Below are 17240 nucleotides of genomic sequence, written 5' to 3' on the forward strand. Positions count from 1 at the left end.
CCGATTGATAGCTTTTTGCAGGGGAGAAATCATGACAAAAAACGCGTTTTCCATGACGCGCCGAAGTTTCATTAAAACAGTTGCAGGTGTTTCCTTTACGGTAAATATCATTCCTGTCACCCAATTGCTTGCGGATGAAACTGACGTAATTACTTCTTCAATGACTGGTAACTGGTCTAAATCACCTGGCAAAGCACGATATCGCATTGATGGTTTGGTTAAGGTCAGGGGGCAAAAGGTTTTTGCCCGGGATTATCACTCCTGGAATATGCCGGGCTGGCCTAAAGTTGAACATCCCGTGATGATTATTCGGGCAACAGATGTTGAAAATCCCTTTAAGGGTCTGGACTTATCATTAATTCCAGAAAGCTCTCAGCCAATTGAAATCCTTTATGGTGATCGGGTGGCTGATAAGATCCTTCGCCCGAACATGACAAGTGACGAATACAACGAAGACAATCAGACGCTTGATCAGGATATAGAAGTCGAACGACCAAATTCTCTGACCTGGCCCTTTATTGTGCCCAAGGGAAAGCGGGCTAATTTTTATGGTCAACCTGTCGCTTTCTTAATTTTTTCGGATCGCAGAGCCTATCGCACGGCCAACAATGCGGTACAATTTAATCCCGATTTTCAGATTTACGAGGATAACCCCCGAAATAATCCGGTATTTCCCTTCCAGCCTTTGACAAATTATGTCCGTGTGGCCGCTCCTGATGGCGGAGAAGATATTTTTTCCTACGCCAAAAATGGGGGGGAAGACAGCTACGATGATGTGGCCAGTGTTTATCGCTCTCAAATTGAGTACGAAATGGCTTCGGGGCGTTGGAAGACCTATCAGGCTTCTTGCTCCATGCAGGCCATGGACCCGATGTTTATGGAGCCTGAATCAGGCCTTGGCTGGTACGATGCGGCCAATAAAACACTTAACCTTGTCGTCGGCACTCAATCTCCTGATCCTGATGTTGAGGATGTATTGGAAATGTTCTCTGGCCCGAACCCTATTGTCGAGGTCAAAACCATTAATCTGGTTTCCTGTTATCCCGGAGGTGGCTTTGGAGGGCGAGACCGATCTGTTTTCACTTTAAACCTTGCCATTGCAGCGGCCTACGCGCAGGGCAACCCCATTCGTTTGGCCTATGATAGATTTGAGCAATTTCAGGCGGGGCTTAAACGCCATCCGTGTGAATTGAAAGAAAGCCTCTCGGTGGATGCTAATGGGAAATTACAGGCGCTCGATATATCCATGTCCTTTGACGGAGGAGGTCGTGAAAACTTAAGCCCCTGGGTTGCACAGCTGGCCGGGCTTTGCGCGGGCGGATCTTACATTATTCCAAAGGCTGCAATCTCTTCCAATGCGCGCTATACCCCGAATATCTCATCGGGTTCACAACGCGGTTTTGGCGGACCGCAGGCATTTTTTGCCATTGAAACTCTACTGGATGATATCGCAAAGGATAATGATTGGGACCCCATTGAACTTCGCAAAAAGAATATTCTATCCGAGGGTGAAAAAACCGTTGTTGGCGGCCCCATAACAGAAAAACTCCAGCTGTCTGAAATTTTAGAGACTTCTGAACAGCACGCCATATGGAAAAATCGAAAAAAAGACCGCAAATACTGGCAAAAAAAGGGCCTGCTATACGGCGTTGGCTTTGCCATGTCGATGCAGGCTTATGGGACTTCCGGTGACGGCCTTATCGGTTATGTTGAAATAGATGAAGAAGGTAACTTGATTGTCAAAACCAATGCCGTCGATATGGGCAATGGTTCTGCAACAACGCTGGCTGTTTCGACGGCTGATCAGCTGGGGCATAATGCTTCTACGATTGATATGGGCAACCCCGACCTTTATCCGGTTCTCGATATGCAAACGACGGGCAATGATAATTGGCAAGACCCCGCATGGACCGCGAATGGTGTTGGATCTTCAAGTGCATGTCTAACCGCTTTTCATCAGGTACATGCCATCGATCAGGCATCAAAGGTACTACTTGATACCGGAATTATACCTGCTGCACGTAAAATTTGGGGCAAAAAGGATATCCCAGCCAGCCAAATTGTTTGTGTAAATGGGATGGCGACAACCAAAGATTTAAATTTACCGCCAATCCCAATGAAAAAAATTGGTGAACAAATTCATCAAAGTGGCGGTGTCAAAGCCGCATTGGTTCATGCTTATTTCCAGGAAATTTGGGTCAAAGCTGATTTTACGGTTAACTCTGAGCGGTTTCGATGGAAAATTGATGGTTTGGCGATATATAAGGCCAAGAAAACAGAGCCAGAAGTTATCCGAAGACATGCAAAAACAGGTGATTATCCAACTCCGTGGTCTTCACGGTATTCAAGAACGACCTACGCGCCTTGCGGTAATCTGATCGGACTAACCGTTGATCCGCACTCCGGGGATACGGTTGTTCGCAAGTCTCTTTCTGTTCTGAACGCTGGGAAAATTATTACAGAAGAACTTGTGTCGGGGCAAAGCCAAGGCGGTGTGTCGATGGCTATCGGGTATAGTTTACTTGAAGACATGCCCGCTGGCCCAGGTGGTCCTGCAGATGGGGATTGGAACCTGAACCGATATTTTGTCCCGCTTTCGCGGGATGTCGCCCTTAAAGAGCAAGAATTAATCACTCTCCCACCTGTTGATAAAGATAAAACAGCCAAGGGGATTGCCGAAGCCGTTATGTGCTCGGTGGCACCTGCGATTTCTAATGCCCTCTACGACGCAACGAAGGTACGATTTAGAGATTTACCGATAACAGCTGAAAAAATCAGAAAGGGGATGGGGACCAATGGATAATATTCATTTCACAGTAAATGGCACGCCTGTGGTTGCTTCAGGCGAGGATTCTGATCTACCGCTCGTAAATTATCTTCAAGAAGATTTAGACCTCACAGGCACGAAATTTTGTTGTGGTATTGGCGTATGTCGCGCCTGTACCGTATCTGTTCGTAGACAACCCGGTGCACCTCTTGAGCCTATGATTGCTTGTTCAACACCTCTTTCATCGTTGGAAGGTGTCGAAGTACATACAATCGAAGGTGTCGAACAAAACGGGCATCTTCATCCTTTGCAGCAAGCTTTTCTCGATCATTTCTCTTTCCAATGTGGATACTGCACATCGGGTTTTTTGATGGCGGCCATGACACTTTGGGATCGTTTATTGGACAGCCCTGTGCCTCATTCTGATCTCGACCAGGTAATTGACGATGCTCTAAAGGATCACATTTGTCGTTGTACAGGGTATATTCGGTATTATGAGGCCGTAAGAGACGCCATACTTAAACAGCCAGGAATGGTCGCATGAAAAAACTCTTTATCAACTTCGTTTTAAGAACTTTTACGACCAGTTCTCTTATCCTTCTTGTTAGTTGTACACCGCATGAAAATCCACAAAAATCGTCACATAAAGGAAAAGGGCAAACGTCGGCTTCTTATGGAAATATGTGTGCTGCGGCTATTAGAGATCTCCCCGCGTTTAGCTGTCAAACAGGAGCCTTGATCCCCATTACCATTAATGGTGGGCAAACACCGAATTCTTATTATCCCGATATGGATTGTGATCGCCCATCATTATTGCCACTTGGCAAAAACTCAGATGGACAGTGCATTCCTTATTCACGGGTTTTGAATTTGTCTGTTGGTGATGCACAAGTAGCGGCTTTATGCCGGCAAAAGAAAATACGTACAGAAAGCAGTGTTTTATATGATGAAATAGATATCGTTGCTCATAATGCTAAAGACGGGAGTACATGTTGGTTCCAAGCAGCAGGAAAAAATGGGCAACCTATTGATGGAACACTTGTCCCATCGCCAATGAAAATTGCAAAAGCAAAAGACTATAAAAAAGTTAAGGCTATCTGGAACACACCAGCACAAACAGCAAAAGATGATTGTGGTGGATGTCACGACAACGATCCGTTTATGTATAGTCCTTTCATTGGTCAGGTATGGGAGCATGTTCCAACAGATCCAGAAGGTTGGTACAAACACCTCGGTCAAGACTTTAAAGATTGGAAACCTGTTTCTCTAAGTACCCGCAATAACCCTTGTGTGGGGTGTCATCGCCTTGGTGTTCAGTTCACCAGTGGGCAAGGCACAGAAGAAGCCACGGGATTGGCTGAAATAGCGAATGCGGATGAATGGGCCCAAACTTATCCTGCATCGCACTTTATGCCCGTTGGTAATTTTCATAGTCAAGCACAATGGAATGTTATTTATGCCAAGGCCGTTGACGATATTTTGGAATGCCATAAGGCCTACGGAAATAACGATAAGAGCAAATTAGGAATACTCGGGTGTTTAACTGAACCCATTACAGGAAAGCCCTAAAAAAAAGCCATAGAAAGTGTTTTGAAAATAGCCTCATTTTTTGAGGCTATTTTTTTATTCGGCCTCAAAAGGATTGGTGGATTGCAGATTATTTGCAAAGTGGATCTATATTTTCCATGGAGAAAGCTTTTAAATTAATTCACAGTACCTCAATTATTAAATGATCAATTGAGCAATAAGCCACACGAAAATTCAGGTAAAAATATGGACGATAGAAAAATCAGGAATATTTTGTTGATCTCTGTTGATCAATGGCGTGCAGAGTGTCTTTCATCGGCGGGGCATATGGTACAAACGCCTAACTTGGATCTACTGGCCTCTGATGGTGTAGCATTTCGCAAACACTATACCCAATGTGTGCCCTGTGGCCCCTCAAGAACATCTCTGCTTACCTCCATGTATGCCATGAACCATCGTCATGTTTCAAATGGAACACCGTTAGACAACACCTTTACAAATATTGCTCTGGAGGCGCGCAAAAAAGGATATGAGCCAACTCTATATGGCTATACCGACACTCCGATAGATCCCAGAGGTTTAGACGCCAACGATCCCAATTTAAAAACCTATTGCGGTGTTATGCCCGGTTTTTGCGTGGGATCGCTTGTTAGTGAAGAGATGGCAGTGGATTGGTTTGGTGAATTGGAAGAAAAAGGGTACCAGTTGCCTGAAAACCAGTTTGATATAACTTTGGGTCAGAAAGATTATCCTGGAGCGAAGGAGAGAGGGCAAAGCTATGCAGCTCCTCGGTATGATAAAGACAGCAGTGATACGGCTTTTATCGCGAGCAAACTTGTTAATTACATAAAAGTCCATCGTGAGCCTTGGTTCCTTCACGGGGTGTTTTTAAGGCCGCATCCCCCATTGTTTGCGCCGGAACCTTATAACAGAATGTATGATCCAAATGATATCGACATGCCGCACCGGTCCGAGAGTGTTGATATTGAAAAAGGGCAACACCCTTACCTAAACTATGCGTTGGATAAGATGGCTACTAACGGTGCGTATATGGGGCATGATTATAATGTAAGGGATCTACCTGATCACGAAGTTAAACAGATGCGGGCAGCTTATTACGGGCTAATTTCGGAAGTAGATGACCAAATTGGCAACGTAATTCAAACCCTGAAAGATACTGGACAATATGACCAAACGCTTATCATCTTTACTTCCGATCATGCCGAGCAACTCGGAGATCATTGGTTATGGGGTAAACTTGGATATTTTGACGAAAGTTGCCATATACCTTTGATTATTCGGGATCCGCGAACTGAGGCTGACGATTCCAGAGGAAGGGTCGTTGATAGTCATTTTAGTGAAGCGATTGATATTATGCCGACAGTTCTGGATCTTATGGAAACGAAAATACCTATGCAATGTGACGGGCATTCCTTACGTCCTTTTTTAGAAGGAACTAATCCAGATAAATGGCGAAGTGAAGTACACTGGGAATTTGACTTTAGGGATCTGGAATACTTTTCCGCAGAACAAAGATTTGATCTGACAAGTGACCAATGTGTTATGACCATTATTCGTGATGACAATTTTAAATACGTCCACTTTACCAGTCTTCCGCCGCTTTTGTTTGATTTGAGGTCAGATCCGGAAGAAGAGATGAATTTAGCTGATGATAAGGCCTATCTCGAAACGATTTTACTCTATACGCAAAAAATGCTGAGTTGGCGTCAGAACTATGCAGCCCGGCGCATGAGCCATATGAAAATTACAACAACAGGATTGGTTGAACGTGAGTTTTCACGGATTTGATCAATCATAAAAGTATAGCCCCACCTTTTTGAGAAGAGCAGGGCTATACTTTTAATAAAATTCTAATCAGGATTAAAGTTCAGAGACTATCCTTGATCGAGATGCATTTGGTATTCAGTTAAACGTTCGTTGAGTTTAGCCGCTTCTTCAGCCAACTCTTTGGACGTTCCCAAAAGGCTTTGTGCGGAACTTCCGGTATCAATGGATTGCCTGTGTACATCATTGACCAAATCGACGATTTGACGGGAACCTTGGGCCATACTTTCAATGTTTTGGGCAATCTCGCCAGCAGCACGGTCCTGTTCGTTTATTGAATCTGAAATTTTGTTTTGGGTTTCTCCGACTTGTTGCATCACGACATCAATCGATTCCATAGTGTCTGTTGTTGCTTGGGCATGAAGTTGAAGTTCTTTAATCATCGCAGCAACTTGATCTGTTGCTGAGGCTGTTTCTTCTGCAAGAGCCTTCACTTCTGATGCAACAACACCAAATCCGCGTCCGGCTTCTCCGGCACGAGCAGCCTCGATCGTTGCATTCATAGCCAGAATTTTTGTCTGATTGGTGATGGTCGTAATCATTTCGTTGATTTTACTGATACTCTCACTTGATTCACGGAGCTGATTAACTGTTTCAGATGCTTTAGCCAGTTGGTTTAAAGCTTCATTTGATGTGGTTCGGGCATGATCAGACTCGTTGTTGATCGTTCTTATGTCGCCAGACATCGTTTCTGTTGTTTGCGTTACACCTTGTGCGGAATCATAACCGTTTTGGGCGAGGTGTTGCGTGTTTTGCGCTTGTTCAGTAACCGTTTGGGACTGAGTATTTAAAGATGTCGATGTTTCTTCTACATTTCGCGATAGTTCACTCACTCGATCGGCAACCCGACGCACATTATTAATAAGCTCTCCAGCTGCTTCACGGTTGTTTTCTCTCTCGGTGACATTCTGCCATGTAAACATGCAGGCCGTAAATTCTCCGTTGTTTCCAACAACAGCAGAGGCAGCTACTTCCAGCAGCTTATTACTGAATGTGATCAAACGAGTGCTTGGTAAGCTTTCAGGGGCTGTAAGAGAGATGAAATCATCTTGTTCAAGTTGGAAAAAGTTACCGCTATTTCCTGTGAGATCAATGTCAGCATCTTCATCATTGATGTATCTGCGGGCTCGATGGTTGGCAAAAGAGATTAAACCGTCTTTATTTACCATCACAGTTGCCATAGGGCTAGTTTCTACCATGTTTTGTAATTGAAACACTTCAGCTACGCTGTTGCTGAGTTGGTCTAGAGCTGTTGCCATTGTTCTAAACTCATCTGGCCCAACAACAGGTGGCTCGATGTCTACTTCACCTTTGCTGATCGATGTCATGGCTTTTGCGAAGGCTTTGAGTTTGCCAAAAACAGCAAATCTCAACATTAGAAAAGCGAGTAACCATGTCGCTAAGAACACACCAGCCAAAACTTTGATCGCATCTTGAGTGAGTTGTTCTGAACCATTGGCAAAATCACTTACATCCCGAACTAAGGTTGCACGGGCCCATAACATATTATGGCTTCCAATTAAGCTGGCGGTGATGTATGCGGTTGAACCTTCTAATTGAAGACCATCCTCTAATTCTGCTGTTGGTGGGGCCTCTAGTATTTCGCTTATTTCTTCTGTCTTTACAGTTTCTTCTTCTTCCGGTGGTGTAGACTCACCAGAAGAATCTCCTTCTTCTGGCTCTTCTTGCTGTTCAGGAATTGTTCTTGTTTCGGAGAAAGCAAAGCCTGTCTCGTTGTTTGAAGGGTCATAAATTGTAATATCGGCCCCTAAAGTTTCACTGATACCTTCAAGGTAGTGCATTGGATTGGTTACGAGCTCAACAAAGCCTGTAACTTTAAAGCCCCCAATTGGAAAGATAGTAGAATGTACAGGACGACCATTTGGATCTGCCCATATATAACTAATCGGTTTTCTTTTATCTTTTTTATCTCTCGCTTTTAACTCTTCGAGAATGGTCTTGTTATCTGTAATACTCCCGGCTTGAGAAGAAGTAATATGATCCATGTCGGGGGTAAAGAAATGGGTCGAGATAAGATCGATTTCACCAGTTTGAATTTCTTTGTTATCGCGGTACCATTTGTCGAAAGTAGCAATTTCTTCTGGCTTGTTGTCTTTCATTGCCTTGACGAGAAATTTATACCGAGCCCAATCAGATCCTAAGGTTAATAGCTTTGGTTCGTATTTTTGCCGAATACGTTCCAGAACCATAAGTTGAAACTGATTTGTACTTTCTTTGTTGAGTGTATCTAAAGAAAAGTTTTTATATTTCTCAAAAGACCAAAATTGAGCAGCGACAATTGCGACTGAAGCCAGCAACCCAATTAAGAATAGGATTTTTCTCAAAGTCCAAATTGTTGTTTTTCGGTGGTCCCCCGACCCAAGCATATCGATATTCCTAAATTTGTTCATTAACCGGAATTAAATTTGTCACCTGTAAATTTGTTCATACAAGTGTTGCTATAAAGTAAACAAATACTGATAAAAGTGGGTTTGTGTGTGAATAGCAACCTTGAGATGGTGTTATAGATTTTCTATTGTCGACATTACACCAAGTGTATAACCGACTTCATTATTTTCGTTTATAAGAGGACAGTCTAAAGATTCAAAAGCAACTTTCCTTGTGTCACTAAGCCTGATTTCTCCGGTACATCGTTTGCAAACTTGGGATGACATTACCTCTTCACAATATTGGGCTAGCACACGTTGACTGGGAGATGTTGATGTCTTGTCGAAAATAATCCCCTTCATAGAGTAACCAACAAGATTTATGACATTCTCACCGTTCAAACGATATTCAAAAGAATTGTTCTCATGTAATTTAATTAAATATAAATGTGAGGCAATCGAGCTATGATCTGAAATGTTAAAATCTTGCCGGTTGGGTAGGTTAGGGTGGAAAGAACACCACCAATCAAATAATTTTTGAACGACTTGAGTGTTAAACAAATAAGGTACATCGACATCGTATCGGCGAATCCAATCAAAATTATCGTCTCTTTGATGATTAAGATCGCCGTTTAAAATTTCTGCCATATCGTTAATGTTTTCACTCACTATATTCAAAATATGATACTTAATCCTTTAGGTATCATAAGCTGTCAATATATGTTATTTTTCTTTTAATTTATGAACACTATGATGTTTCATACAAGTCTTTTAGAAAAGGATTTATAATCGAAAGTTTATAGGCCGATAGTATCAATGAGTTTTATGATATTAACCTTTCTATCGTCCTTTTGTCCTTTCCCTTTGAAATGATGAGAAGCATCGGGTATAAATTCGTCCAAAGTTGTATATGTTTTAATATTATTTGTTGCTTTTGCCACATTAAACTGATGGATCCATTGTTGGATTATAGCAACCAATAAAGAGGGGGATGGGTGTGCAAGACTTTATGCACAAAGCGAATCTTAAAATTGATCAAATATTCGCACCACGAGAAATTCATATCCGTTCTCATGATCAAGTTCGTTTTATCCGGCTAACACCAGTTTTTCAGAAAGTACTGGCGACAAGTTTATTGGCGCTGACGGGATGGATTGCGTTTACTTCTGGAACGATGCTTTTAACTGAGCAGCGTCTGGCAAATAAAGATCTGATAATTGAAGAACAAAAATTGGATTACTTTGGGTTACTTCAACAAGTAGGTGAATACCATACCCAGTTTTCTAAAATCACAAATGATCTTCAGGAAAACCAAGAACAGTTGATCAGTCTCCTGGACGGTACAGAGGTTAATGAATCAGCCAAATCTAAGGCTGTGAAACTTAAAAACTCTGAAACCGAAAGAGCGCGGGTAGCGCTTGCCCGTCAGGCTCTTGAAGACAAGCTTGAGCAGTTTGAAGATGACCTGCAAACCATAGCAGGGCAAAGTGCTGCATTGGAAAATCAGGCTATTCAGTTACGTCAGGTATTAGCAACTTCTGAAGAAGAGCGAAATAAAACTGCGGCAGCCGGCAAAATGCTTGGCGGAAAATTACTTAAAATTCAAAGAGAACTTAAAGACGTTGTTAATGCCAAAGTAGGTTTAGAAGAAAATCGTGAAGTTATCCTTACCCAAGTCACTAACTTAAAAGATGAAATTCTCGACTTAAAAGATGAGTTGGCAGAACAAGAAGAGTTGATTGGGGCGCAACAACAGCAAATGGCTTCTCTAGAGGAAGCTAGGCGTGTCGCTCTTGAAGATGTTGATCATACTAATACCCAATTGGTCCAACAGGCTTCAATTCTAAATATGTACAGAAAAAATAATCAAGGGCTTGAAGGCGAAGTAGATCAACTTAAAAATTCTTTGGTTGAAGTATCTAACATTCAAAGAGAATTACTTGTTCGTTTAACTGAACGTTCTAAATATAGCCTTGATGTAATTGAAAAAACTGTAGAAATGACAGGCCTTAATTTAGATAAACTTTTGGGCTCGGAAGATCTACAGACTGGGCAAGGCGGGCCATACCTACCTGTGGATGAAGTTCAGGAAAGCGCAGATTACGAGCAGTCTGTTAATCTTCTGGATATGCAGTTAACACGTTGGGAAACTTTACAAGAAGTTGTCGCAAAACTTCCTCTCACAACGCCTATTGATCAGTACCGTATTACCAGTTCATTTGGTAAACGCCGTGACCCTGTGACGGGGAAGACCTCTGTTCATAACGGTTTGGACATGGCGGCTCCTATGAAATCTTCTGTATATGCTCCTGCTCCAGGAAAGGTTGTGTATTCAGGTTGGCGCGGTCGTTACGGTCGTATGGTCGAAATAGATCATGGTAATGGTATCAGAACACGGTATGGTCATTTAAGAAAATTGCTTGTAAAACAAGGGCAAGAAGTTTCTCATAGAGAAAAAATTGCGTTACTCGGTAATTCTGGACGTAGTACAGGGCCGCACGTTCACTATGAAGTTCTATACAATGGTAAGCCCGTAGATCCTCGTAAATTTATTTTGGCAGGTAGAAATGTTTTCAAAGTCCAATAAGAAAAATAACAACGTGGTGAAATCTGATTCTCCTTCAAAAAAAATAGAGGCTTCAGGCATACCATCAATATTAAGCCCAGATTTAAATTTAACAGGGGATTTATCCTCTGTGGGCGATTTACAGATTGATGGTACTGTTCAAGGGGATGTTACGTGCCGGAGTGTGACTATTGGTGAAAAAGCTGTGGTAACAGGTTCTGTAAATGCTGAAGAAATTCGTGTTTGTGGTATGGTCAGCGGTCAGCTAAATGCAACCACTATTACTTTGGCCAGCACGGCTAAAGTAATAGGCGATATTATGCATAAATCCATTGCAATAGAAGCAGGTGCACAAGTCGAAGGACAATTCCGCCGAATTTCAGAACACGCACCTAAGGCTGTAACATCAAATGTTGCAGAGAAATTTTCTGAAAAAACGTCGACACCTGTTACTGTCCAACCAACATCTGGGACAACAACTACAGAGGTAACGGCCACAACTGGTGACAGTTCTTTTGCAAATGGTAGCGGTACACAACCAACTTCAGGCATTACAGAAGTTAAAACTGATGTTAAAGCCGTAGAGAAGAAGCCAAATACTTATGGGTCTTCCTGGAATAACAACTAATTACCTTCGAGACATTCTATAAACCTTGATGGATCAACGTTCCCACCAGAAAGGGTGAGGGCGATGGCTTTTTTCCTTGTCTTGATTCTTTGATATATTATAGCAGCAAGGGCGACGGCTCCGCCCGGTTCAACGACAAGCTTTAATGTATTAAAGGCAAAGCTCACAGCACGCCGTACTTCGTCGTCTGAAACAACCAGTCCTTTTTCGATTAGTTCACGATTGATTGCAAAAGTGATTTCGCCTGGTGTTGGCGTTAAAACAGCATCACATATTGACCGTGCTTCAGGTGATACACTTTCACGCCGCCCTGTTGAGATAGATCGTGCTGTATCATCAAAGCCTTTGGGTTCTGCGCTATAGACTTTAGTTTGTGGCGATAGTTTCTTTATAGCAAGTGCTGAGCCTGACGTTAATCCGCCACCTCCACAACAAATGACAGCTGCATCAAGTTGGATTCCATGTTCTTTTACTTGCTCGATAATTTCAAGTCCGCAAGTTCCTTGCCCGCCAATGATATAGGGGTGATCATACGGTGGGATGAGTATAGCATTCGTCTTTGCAATAATTTGGTTACCAATAACCTCACGATCTTCATTAAACCTATCATACAATATAACTTCTGCCCCAAAACCTCGGGTGTTATTGATTTTTATTACAGGTGCGTCGCTTGGCATTATGATTGTGGCTTTAACGCCCAAGAGCTTTGCCGCATAGGCTACTCCTTGTGCATGATTTCCCGATGAATAAGAAATCAGCCCCTGCTTTTTTTGTTGAGAATTAAGTCGACATATAAAGTTATAGGCGCCTCGAAATTTAAAAGATCCAGTGTGCTGTTGTACTTCCGATTTAAGGAATATACGACCTCCAGTGAGTTCATTTAGGGCTGCATTTTCAAGTAAGGGAGTTTTGACAGCTTTACCTAATAATTTCTTTTGGGCATCGAGTACGTCATCAAAGTTTGGCAATTCTTGAATATGCATAATAAAATCACTTATATATTGCTCGTTTAAGTCGTTATAAGCTGTTCAAGTTCGGACAAGCTGTCAATAATGAATTCTGGCCCACCAGGGAGAATTTCTTGAGGGCGTTTGAAGCGATTGATCCATGCAACACGAAAACCATAAGAGTTAGCACCAGCAACATCCCAGGCATTTGCTGAAACAAACAGAATTTCAGAGGGCGTGCATTTCATTTGATCCGTGACAAGCTTATATACAGAGGGACTAGGTTTATAAATTTCAATCTCATCAATTGAAATTGCCCTGTCTATATCTGCTGCTAAGCCAGAGTGTTCAAGTGCTTTATCCAACATATTTTGAGAGCCATTGCTTAGTATTAATGTCGGATACCCAGCGCTTTTAAGGAGCTTAACAGTCTTTAGAGCATCATCATAGGCTGTGAGTTCCAGATATAACGACATGAGCCTGTCGTGGAGACGGTCACTTTCCATATCATGATAACGTAGGGCGTATCTCAAAGCATCGGATGTTATTTGCCAAAAATCACAATGCTTTTCCATTAGGCTTCGCAACCAGGTGTATTCAAGTTGTTTGGTCCGCCAGATATCTGAAACCGCTTCACCATTCTTGCCAAGATCGTCCATAGCATTCCTTGCTGCAGAATGCACATCAAGAAGAGTCCCGTAAGCATCAAAGACAAAGGCTTTTATGGGAGAAGATTGCATTTATATGCCCTTTGATATTAGTGAGAATTGTACAAATTAATGATCAGGTTAAGTGATTTAGCTCCCCGAGTGAGGATGCCCCCATAGTGAATAAGGGAGGTTGCTCATATCGGACGTTATCGTGCTATTTTCATTTAACCTGTCTCGGTAAATAATGTGGCTTTCCAGTATCCTTTGGACATAATTACGTGTCTCATTAAAAGGAATTTGTTCCATCCAGTCGATAATATCAATGTTGGGATCTCTAGGATCACCATAATCTTTTACCCACGTCTTAACACGGTGTGGGCCAGCATTGTATCCAGCTAAAGCCATGATGTAGGAGCCATCAAAGGTACGAACTAATTCTGAGAGATATGCTGAACCAAGTTTGATATTATAAGACGGATCAGCGGTAAGGTTTTGCTTTTTGTACGTTACTTTTTCCTTCTTTGCGACGGATTTGGCCGTTGCAGGCATTAACTGCATCAGACCACGTGCTCCGGCATGGCTGATGGCTTTTTGATTAAACTCACTCTCTTGACGAATGAGAGCAAGTATAAGTGCAGGCTCTGTATTTGAGGATTCTGGGATAGTAATTGCAAGGTCAGGGTAAAGAAGTCCTGGTAATAAGATACCCTTCTGGCGTGCTGATTTTGCTGTTCTCAGAGCTATATTAGGGTGGCCCACTTTATTTGCCAGATTAGCCGCAAGTATATGATCTTCTTTACTTTTGGCATCGAGCCTTAGGCGGGTAAGAAATGTCGTAACCAATTTGTCTTCGCCAAGCTTATGTAAAAGCTGAATGGTTTTGACGATTTTTTTATCGCTAAAGGCTATTTTTTGTTCTGGAGTAATTGTTAGCTCAGGATTTTTAGGAATATTTGGGTGGCTTCCAAGCTCATATCCTGCTTGCTGTCCGTAAAATGTTGTGGTGTGTGATGCAGCGATAGTGAACCACCTTTTCGCCCAATCGTCATGACCGATATCTTTGGCTGCACGTCCGGCCCAATAGGCTGCTCTCGCTTTGCTAATAGGGGACTTTACGCCGTCATATAGTTGATGAAAGTGCGTGTAGGCTCTCCTTGGCATACCAAGTTTACGAAGTGCTATCCATCCCGTGAGCCACTCCCCTTCGGCAAAACCAACACCACTTTTCATGCCATGAGCAGAAGCAATCCTATAAGCTTTTTTATAGTTCTTTTTTATGAGCAGTTTTCTTGCTGCCCAATGGCGTAGAGGCCACCACTTATCAGGTTGAGGAGCGTTTGCAATAGGTGGATCAAGTAAAGCGATCGTTTCGTCATTTCTATTTGCTCGTAAGCGCCACTTAGCCCGGGCATAAATTAAACCAGGATCGTTCTTGAGGTTCGCAGGGACACTTTTGAGAAGACTGTCAACATTACCCTTGTTTTTAAGAAGAGCTATCCTTGCCTTACCAAGTCTCTGATATCCCTTTGGAACCCTTTTAAGCTGCCTGTCTGCTGCAATATAGTGCTTGTTCCATATTAATAGATCCAAACGTTTTACGTGATCATCTTGTTGAATAATTTTATCAAATCTATTGAGGAATTTATTTTCGTCCGTTTTTCCGAGGTAGGCGGTTTTCCAGAAAGTTTTTATTTTTCTTTCCGCATCAAGGTTTGTGATTTTACCTATATTTTCGAGGGCTGAAATATACCGGATCAAACCTTCTAAACTTTTTGGGGTATCGGTATTGAACCAATCAATAATCTCATTGTTAGATAAATTAGCTGGAAGTTGTGTTTCTGCACTCCGACGTAGAATACTTTGTCGAGGCCAATTATAAGGTTCCGCCAGAAAGTTATGTAAACTGTCGTAATTTCCAACACCAACATCATTGGAAAGTGCCAGCCAAAGAGCAACCTCGAGTAATAAAGGATTGCTAATTTGTTCTGCCTGACTAAAGGCGCGTGTATATTGTTTCTGTCTTACATGTTGGCTGACAGATTTGAATAGCGCTCCATCTTTAGTGAGATCTTGTGATGCGTTTGGTACTGCCGCATGTGCTGTACCAGCGTTATTGAAGTTCTCTAGAGAAAGTATTCCGTTGAAGAATAGGGAAAATATTCCAACGATTAAGAGTGATTTATTTTTCAATATATTCCGAAGCCGGCGCATTGTTAAATTCATGACGCGAAGTCTATCAGCCTATCGCGCGTGAGGCCATATGAAGGAGATCACAATCTGGCTATTAGACAAATAAAGAATCCTTTTTGATGTATTTTTTGATCAATAGTCACCCATAATCTAAATAATTTACATCTGAGGTATTATTTTATCTTTTCGCATCGCAAAACTCTCGCTATTCTCCGCCATTCATTAAGGCATTCGGCCCTTTTGAGCACTTAACGATGATATTTTGAGGTATCGCTATGACCGGCCCGCTTTTTAGAGGCTCTTTTCCTGCGCTCGCAACACCCATGTTTGATAATGGTGATGTTGATGAGAAGCGGTTTCAGAACTTCGTCGAATGGCAGATCGATCAAGGGAGCCACGCGGTATGCCCCGTCGGAACTACGGGGGAATCGCCAACCCTAGGTCACGACGAACATAAACGTGTAACAGAACTTTGTCTTGAAGTCGCAAAGGGAAGGGTGCCTGTTATTGCAGGTGCCGGATCAAACTCGACACGCGAAGCTATCGACTTCACTCAACATGCACAAAAAGTTGGTGCTGACGCTGCACTTGTCGTAACGCCTTATTATAACAAACCTTCTCAAGAAGGTCTCTATCAACATTTTAAGGCCATCCATGATAATTCAGATATTCCGATCATTGTTTATGATGTGCCCGGTCGTAGTATCGTAAATGTTGATGTGGATACTTTGAAGAGATTATCAGAGTTACCGCGCATTCAAGGTGTTAAGGATGCGACTGCAGATTTGGCGCTGCCTGTACGTACAAGACTTGCTTGTGGTGATGATTTCACGCTTCTAAGTGGTGAAGATGCGACTATTGTACCCTTCCTTTCACTTGGTGGTCATGGGTGCATTTCTGTAACGGCAAATATTGCGCCGCGACTTTGTGCCGATTTACATGAAGCATGGTGGGCAGGTGATTTTGAGAAGGTAAGCAAAATCAATGATCTTCTTACGCCTTTGCATGAAGTTCTGTTTATCGAATCTAGTCCTGGTCCTGTAAAGTACGGTATGCACCTTCTAGGGTGGGGCGCAAACAGATTACGCCTTCCGCTTTTGACTGTAAGTCCTAAAACGGAAGGTCTTGTTCGTTCTGCAATGGCGCATGCAGGATTGATTGACGGGTAAAGTTTATGGGCAAAACCAAAAAGAATAGCGCCACATCAGGTAAGGGGAAAACCGTCGCGGTCAATCGCCGTGCACGTTACGATTACCAAATTGAAGATACTCTTGAAGCTGGCATGATGTTAGTTGGCACAGAGGTCAAATCACTTCGCTCCGGCAAGGCCTCTATCTTGGAGGCCTATGCCACCGAGGAGAATGGTGAATTCTTTTTGATTAACGCTAATATTCCTATCTATGAGCAAGCGGCTAATCGCTTTAATCATGAACCAAAACGCCATCGAAAACTGTTGGTCCATAAAAAAGAATTGGCGAAGATGATTGGTATGTGTCGTCGCGATGGCTTCACGATCGTACCTCTTTCGCTTTATTTTAATGATCGTGGAATTGCTAAAATAAACTTGGGATTTGCACGCGGTAAGAAAGCCGTAGATAAGCGGAACACAGAAAAAGAACGAGATTGGAAACGTCAACAATCTCGTATCCTGCGTGATAAAGGGTAATCAATTGTTACATAATAAACGGATTTAAATTTTTATACCTATCTGAAAAATAAAGGCTACTTTCACA

Annotated in this window: 13 protein-coding genes; 8 read left to right on the forward strand and 5 right to left on the reverse strand. The window is 42.4% G+C overall.

The features are described from left to right. Positions 1-31: 31 nt before the first annotated feature. From ACFSKO_RS15795 to ACFSKO_RS15810, 4 genes are all read left to right on the forward strand, one after another. Entirely contained in the window at positions 32-2803 is a 2772-nt protein-coding gene (locus ACFSKO_RS15795) for a xanthine dehydrogenase family protein molybdopterin-binding subunit (protein WP_380253377.1), read from the forward strand. Further along, positions 2796-3311: a (2Fe-2S)-binding protein gene (locus ACFSKO_RS15800; RefSeq protein ID WP_380253379.1), complete on the forward strand. Its 516-nt coding sequence runs from the start codon at positions 2796-2798 to the stop codon at positions 3309-3311. Before ACFSKO_RS15795 ends, ACFSKO_RS15800 begins: the two co-directional genes overlap by 8 nt. Then, complete coding sequence (locus ACFSKO_RS15805) at positions 3308-4336, forward strand: hypothetical protein (protein ID WP_380253381.1); 1029 nt, start codon at positions 3308-3310, stop codon at positions 4334-4336. The genes ACFSKO_RS15800 and ACFSKO_RS15805 overlap by 4 nt, the downstream gene beginning before the upstream one ends. 204 nt (positions 4337-4540) lie before the next feature. Continuing rightward, positions 4541-6103 (forward strand): alkaline phosphatase family protein, encoded by a 1563-nt coding sequence (locus tag ACFSKO_RS15810; RefSeq protein WP_380253383.1) that lies wholly within the window; start codon positions 4541-4543, stop codon positions 6101-6103. A gap of 86 nt (positions 6104-6189) precedes the next feature. On the opposite strand, the gene ACFSKO_RS15815 is transcribed toward ACFSKO_RS15810, so the two are convergent. Continuing rightward, positions 6190-8526, reverse strand: a complete 2337-nt coding sequence (locus ACFSKO_RS15815; RefSeq protein ID WP_380253385.1) for a methyl-accepting chemotaxis protein — start codon at positions 8524-8526, stop codon at positions 6190-6192. Between the two features lie 135 nt (positions 8527-8661). Then, entirely contained in the window at positions 8662-9174 is a 513-nt protein-coding gene (locus ACFSKO_RS15820; RefSeq protein ID WP_380253387.1) for a PAS domain-containing protein, read from the reverse strand. A 361-nt stretch (positions 9175-9535) separates the two neighbouring features. On the opposite strand from ACFSKO_RS15820, the gene ACFSKO_RS15825 reads away from it, so the two are divergent. Both ACFSKO_RS15825 and ACFSKO_RS15830 read left to right on the forward strand, forming a co-directional pair. Then, positions 9536-11113: a peptidoglycan DD-metalloendopeptidase family protein gene (locus ACFSKO_RS15825; RefSeq protein ID WP_380253389.1), complete on the forward strand. Its 1578-nt coding sequence runs from the start codon at positions 9536-9538 to the stop codon at positions 11111-11113. Further along, positions 11094-11720 carry a bactofilin family protein gene (locus tag ACFSKO_RS15830; RefSeq protein ID WP_380253391.1) on the forward strand — a complete coding sequence of 209 codons (627 nt, stop codon included), beginning with the start codon at positions 11094-11096 and terminating at the stop codon, positions 11718-11720. The genes ACFSKO_RS15825 and ACFSKO_RS15830 overlap by 20 nt, the downstream gene beginning before the upstream one ends. On the opposite strand, the gene ACFSKO_RS15835 is transcribed toward ACFSKO_RS15830, so the two are convergent. From ACFSKO_RS15835 to ACFSKO_RS15845, 3 genes are read right to left on the reverse strand one after another with little or no spacing between them, the layout of a single operon-like run. Beyond that, a complete protein-coding gene (locus ACFSKO_RS15835) occupies positions 11717-12703 on the reverse strand; it encodes a threonine ammonia-lyase (protein ID WP_380253393.1) in 987 nt (328 codons plus the stop codon). The genes ACFSKO_RS15830 and ACFSKO_RS15835 overlap by 4 nt on opposite strands. Before the next feature lie 26 nt (positions 12704-12729). Continuing rightward, positions 12730-13407, reverse strand: a complete 678-nt coding sequence (locus ACFSKO_RS15840; RefSeq protein ID WP_380253395.1) for a haloacid dehalogenase type II — start codon at positions 13405-13407, stop codon at positions 12730-12732. Positions 13408-13464: 57 nt separating this feature from the next. Beyond that, positions 13465-15507 carry a lytic transglycosylase domain-containing protein gene (locus tag ACFSKO_RS15845; RefSeq protein WP_380253397.1) on the reverse strand — a complete coding sequence of 681 codons (2043 nt, stop codon included), beginning with the start codon at positions 15505-15507 and terminating at the stop codon, positions 13465-13467. Positions 15508-15782: 275 nt separating this feature from the next. On the opposite strand from ACFSKO_RS15845, the gene dapA reads away from it, so the two are divergent. After that, positions 15783-16676 (forward strand): 4-hydroxy-tetrahydrodipicolinate synthase, encoded by an 894-nt coding sequence (gene dapA / locus ACFSKO_RS15850; protein WP_380253399.1) that lies wholly within the window; start codon positions 15783-15785, stop codon positions 16674-16676. A gap of 5 nt (positions 16677-16681) precedes the next feature. Continuing rightward, positions 16682-17173, forward strand: a complete 492-nt coding sequence (gene smpB, locus ACFSKO_RS15855; RefSeq protein WP_380253402.1) for an SsrA-binding protein SmpB — start codon at positions 16682-16684, stop codon at positions 17171-17173. Positions 17174-17240: the final 67 nt, after the last annotated feature.

The sequence above is a fragment of the Kiloniella antarctica genome (assembly GCF_042682825.1).
Classification (GTDB): Bacteria; Pseudomonadota; Alphaproteobacteria; order Kiloniellales; family Kiloniellaceae; genus Kiloniella; species Kiloniella antarctica.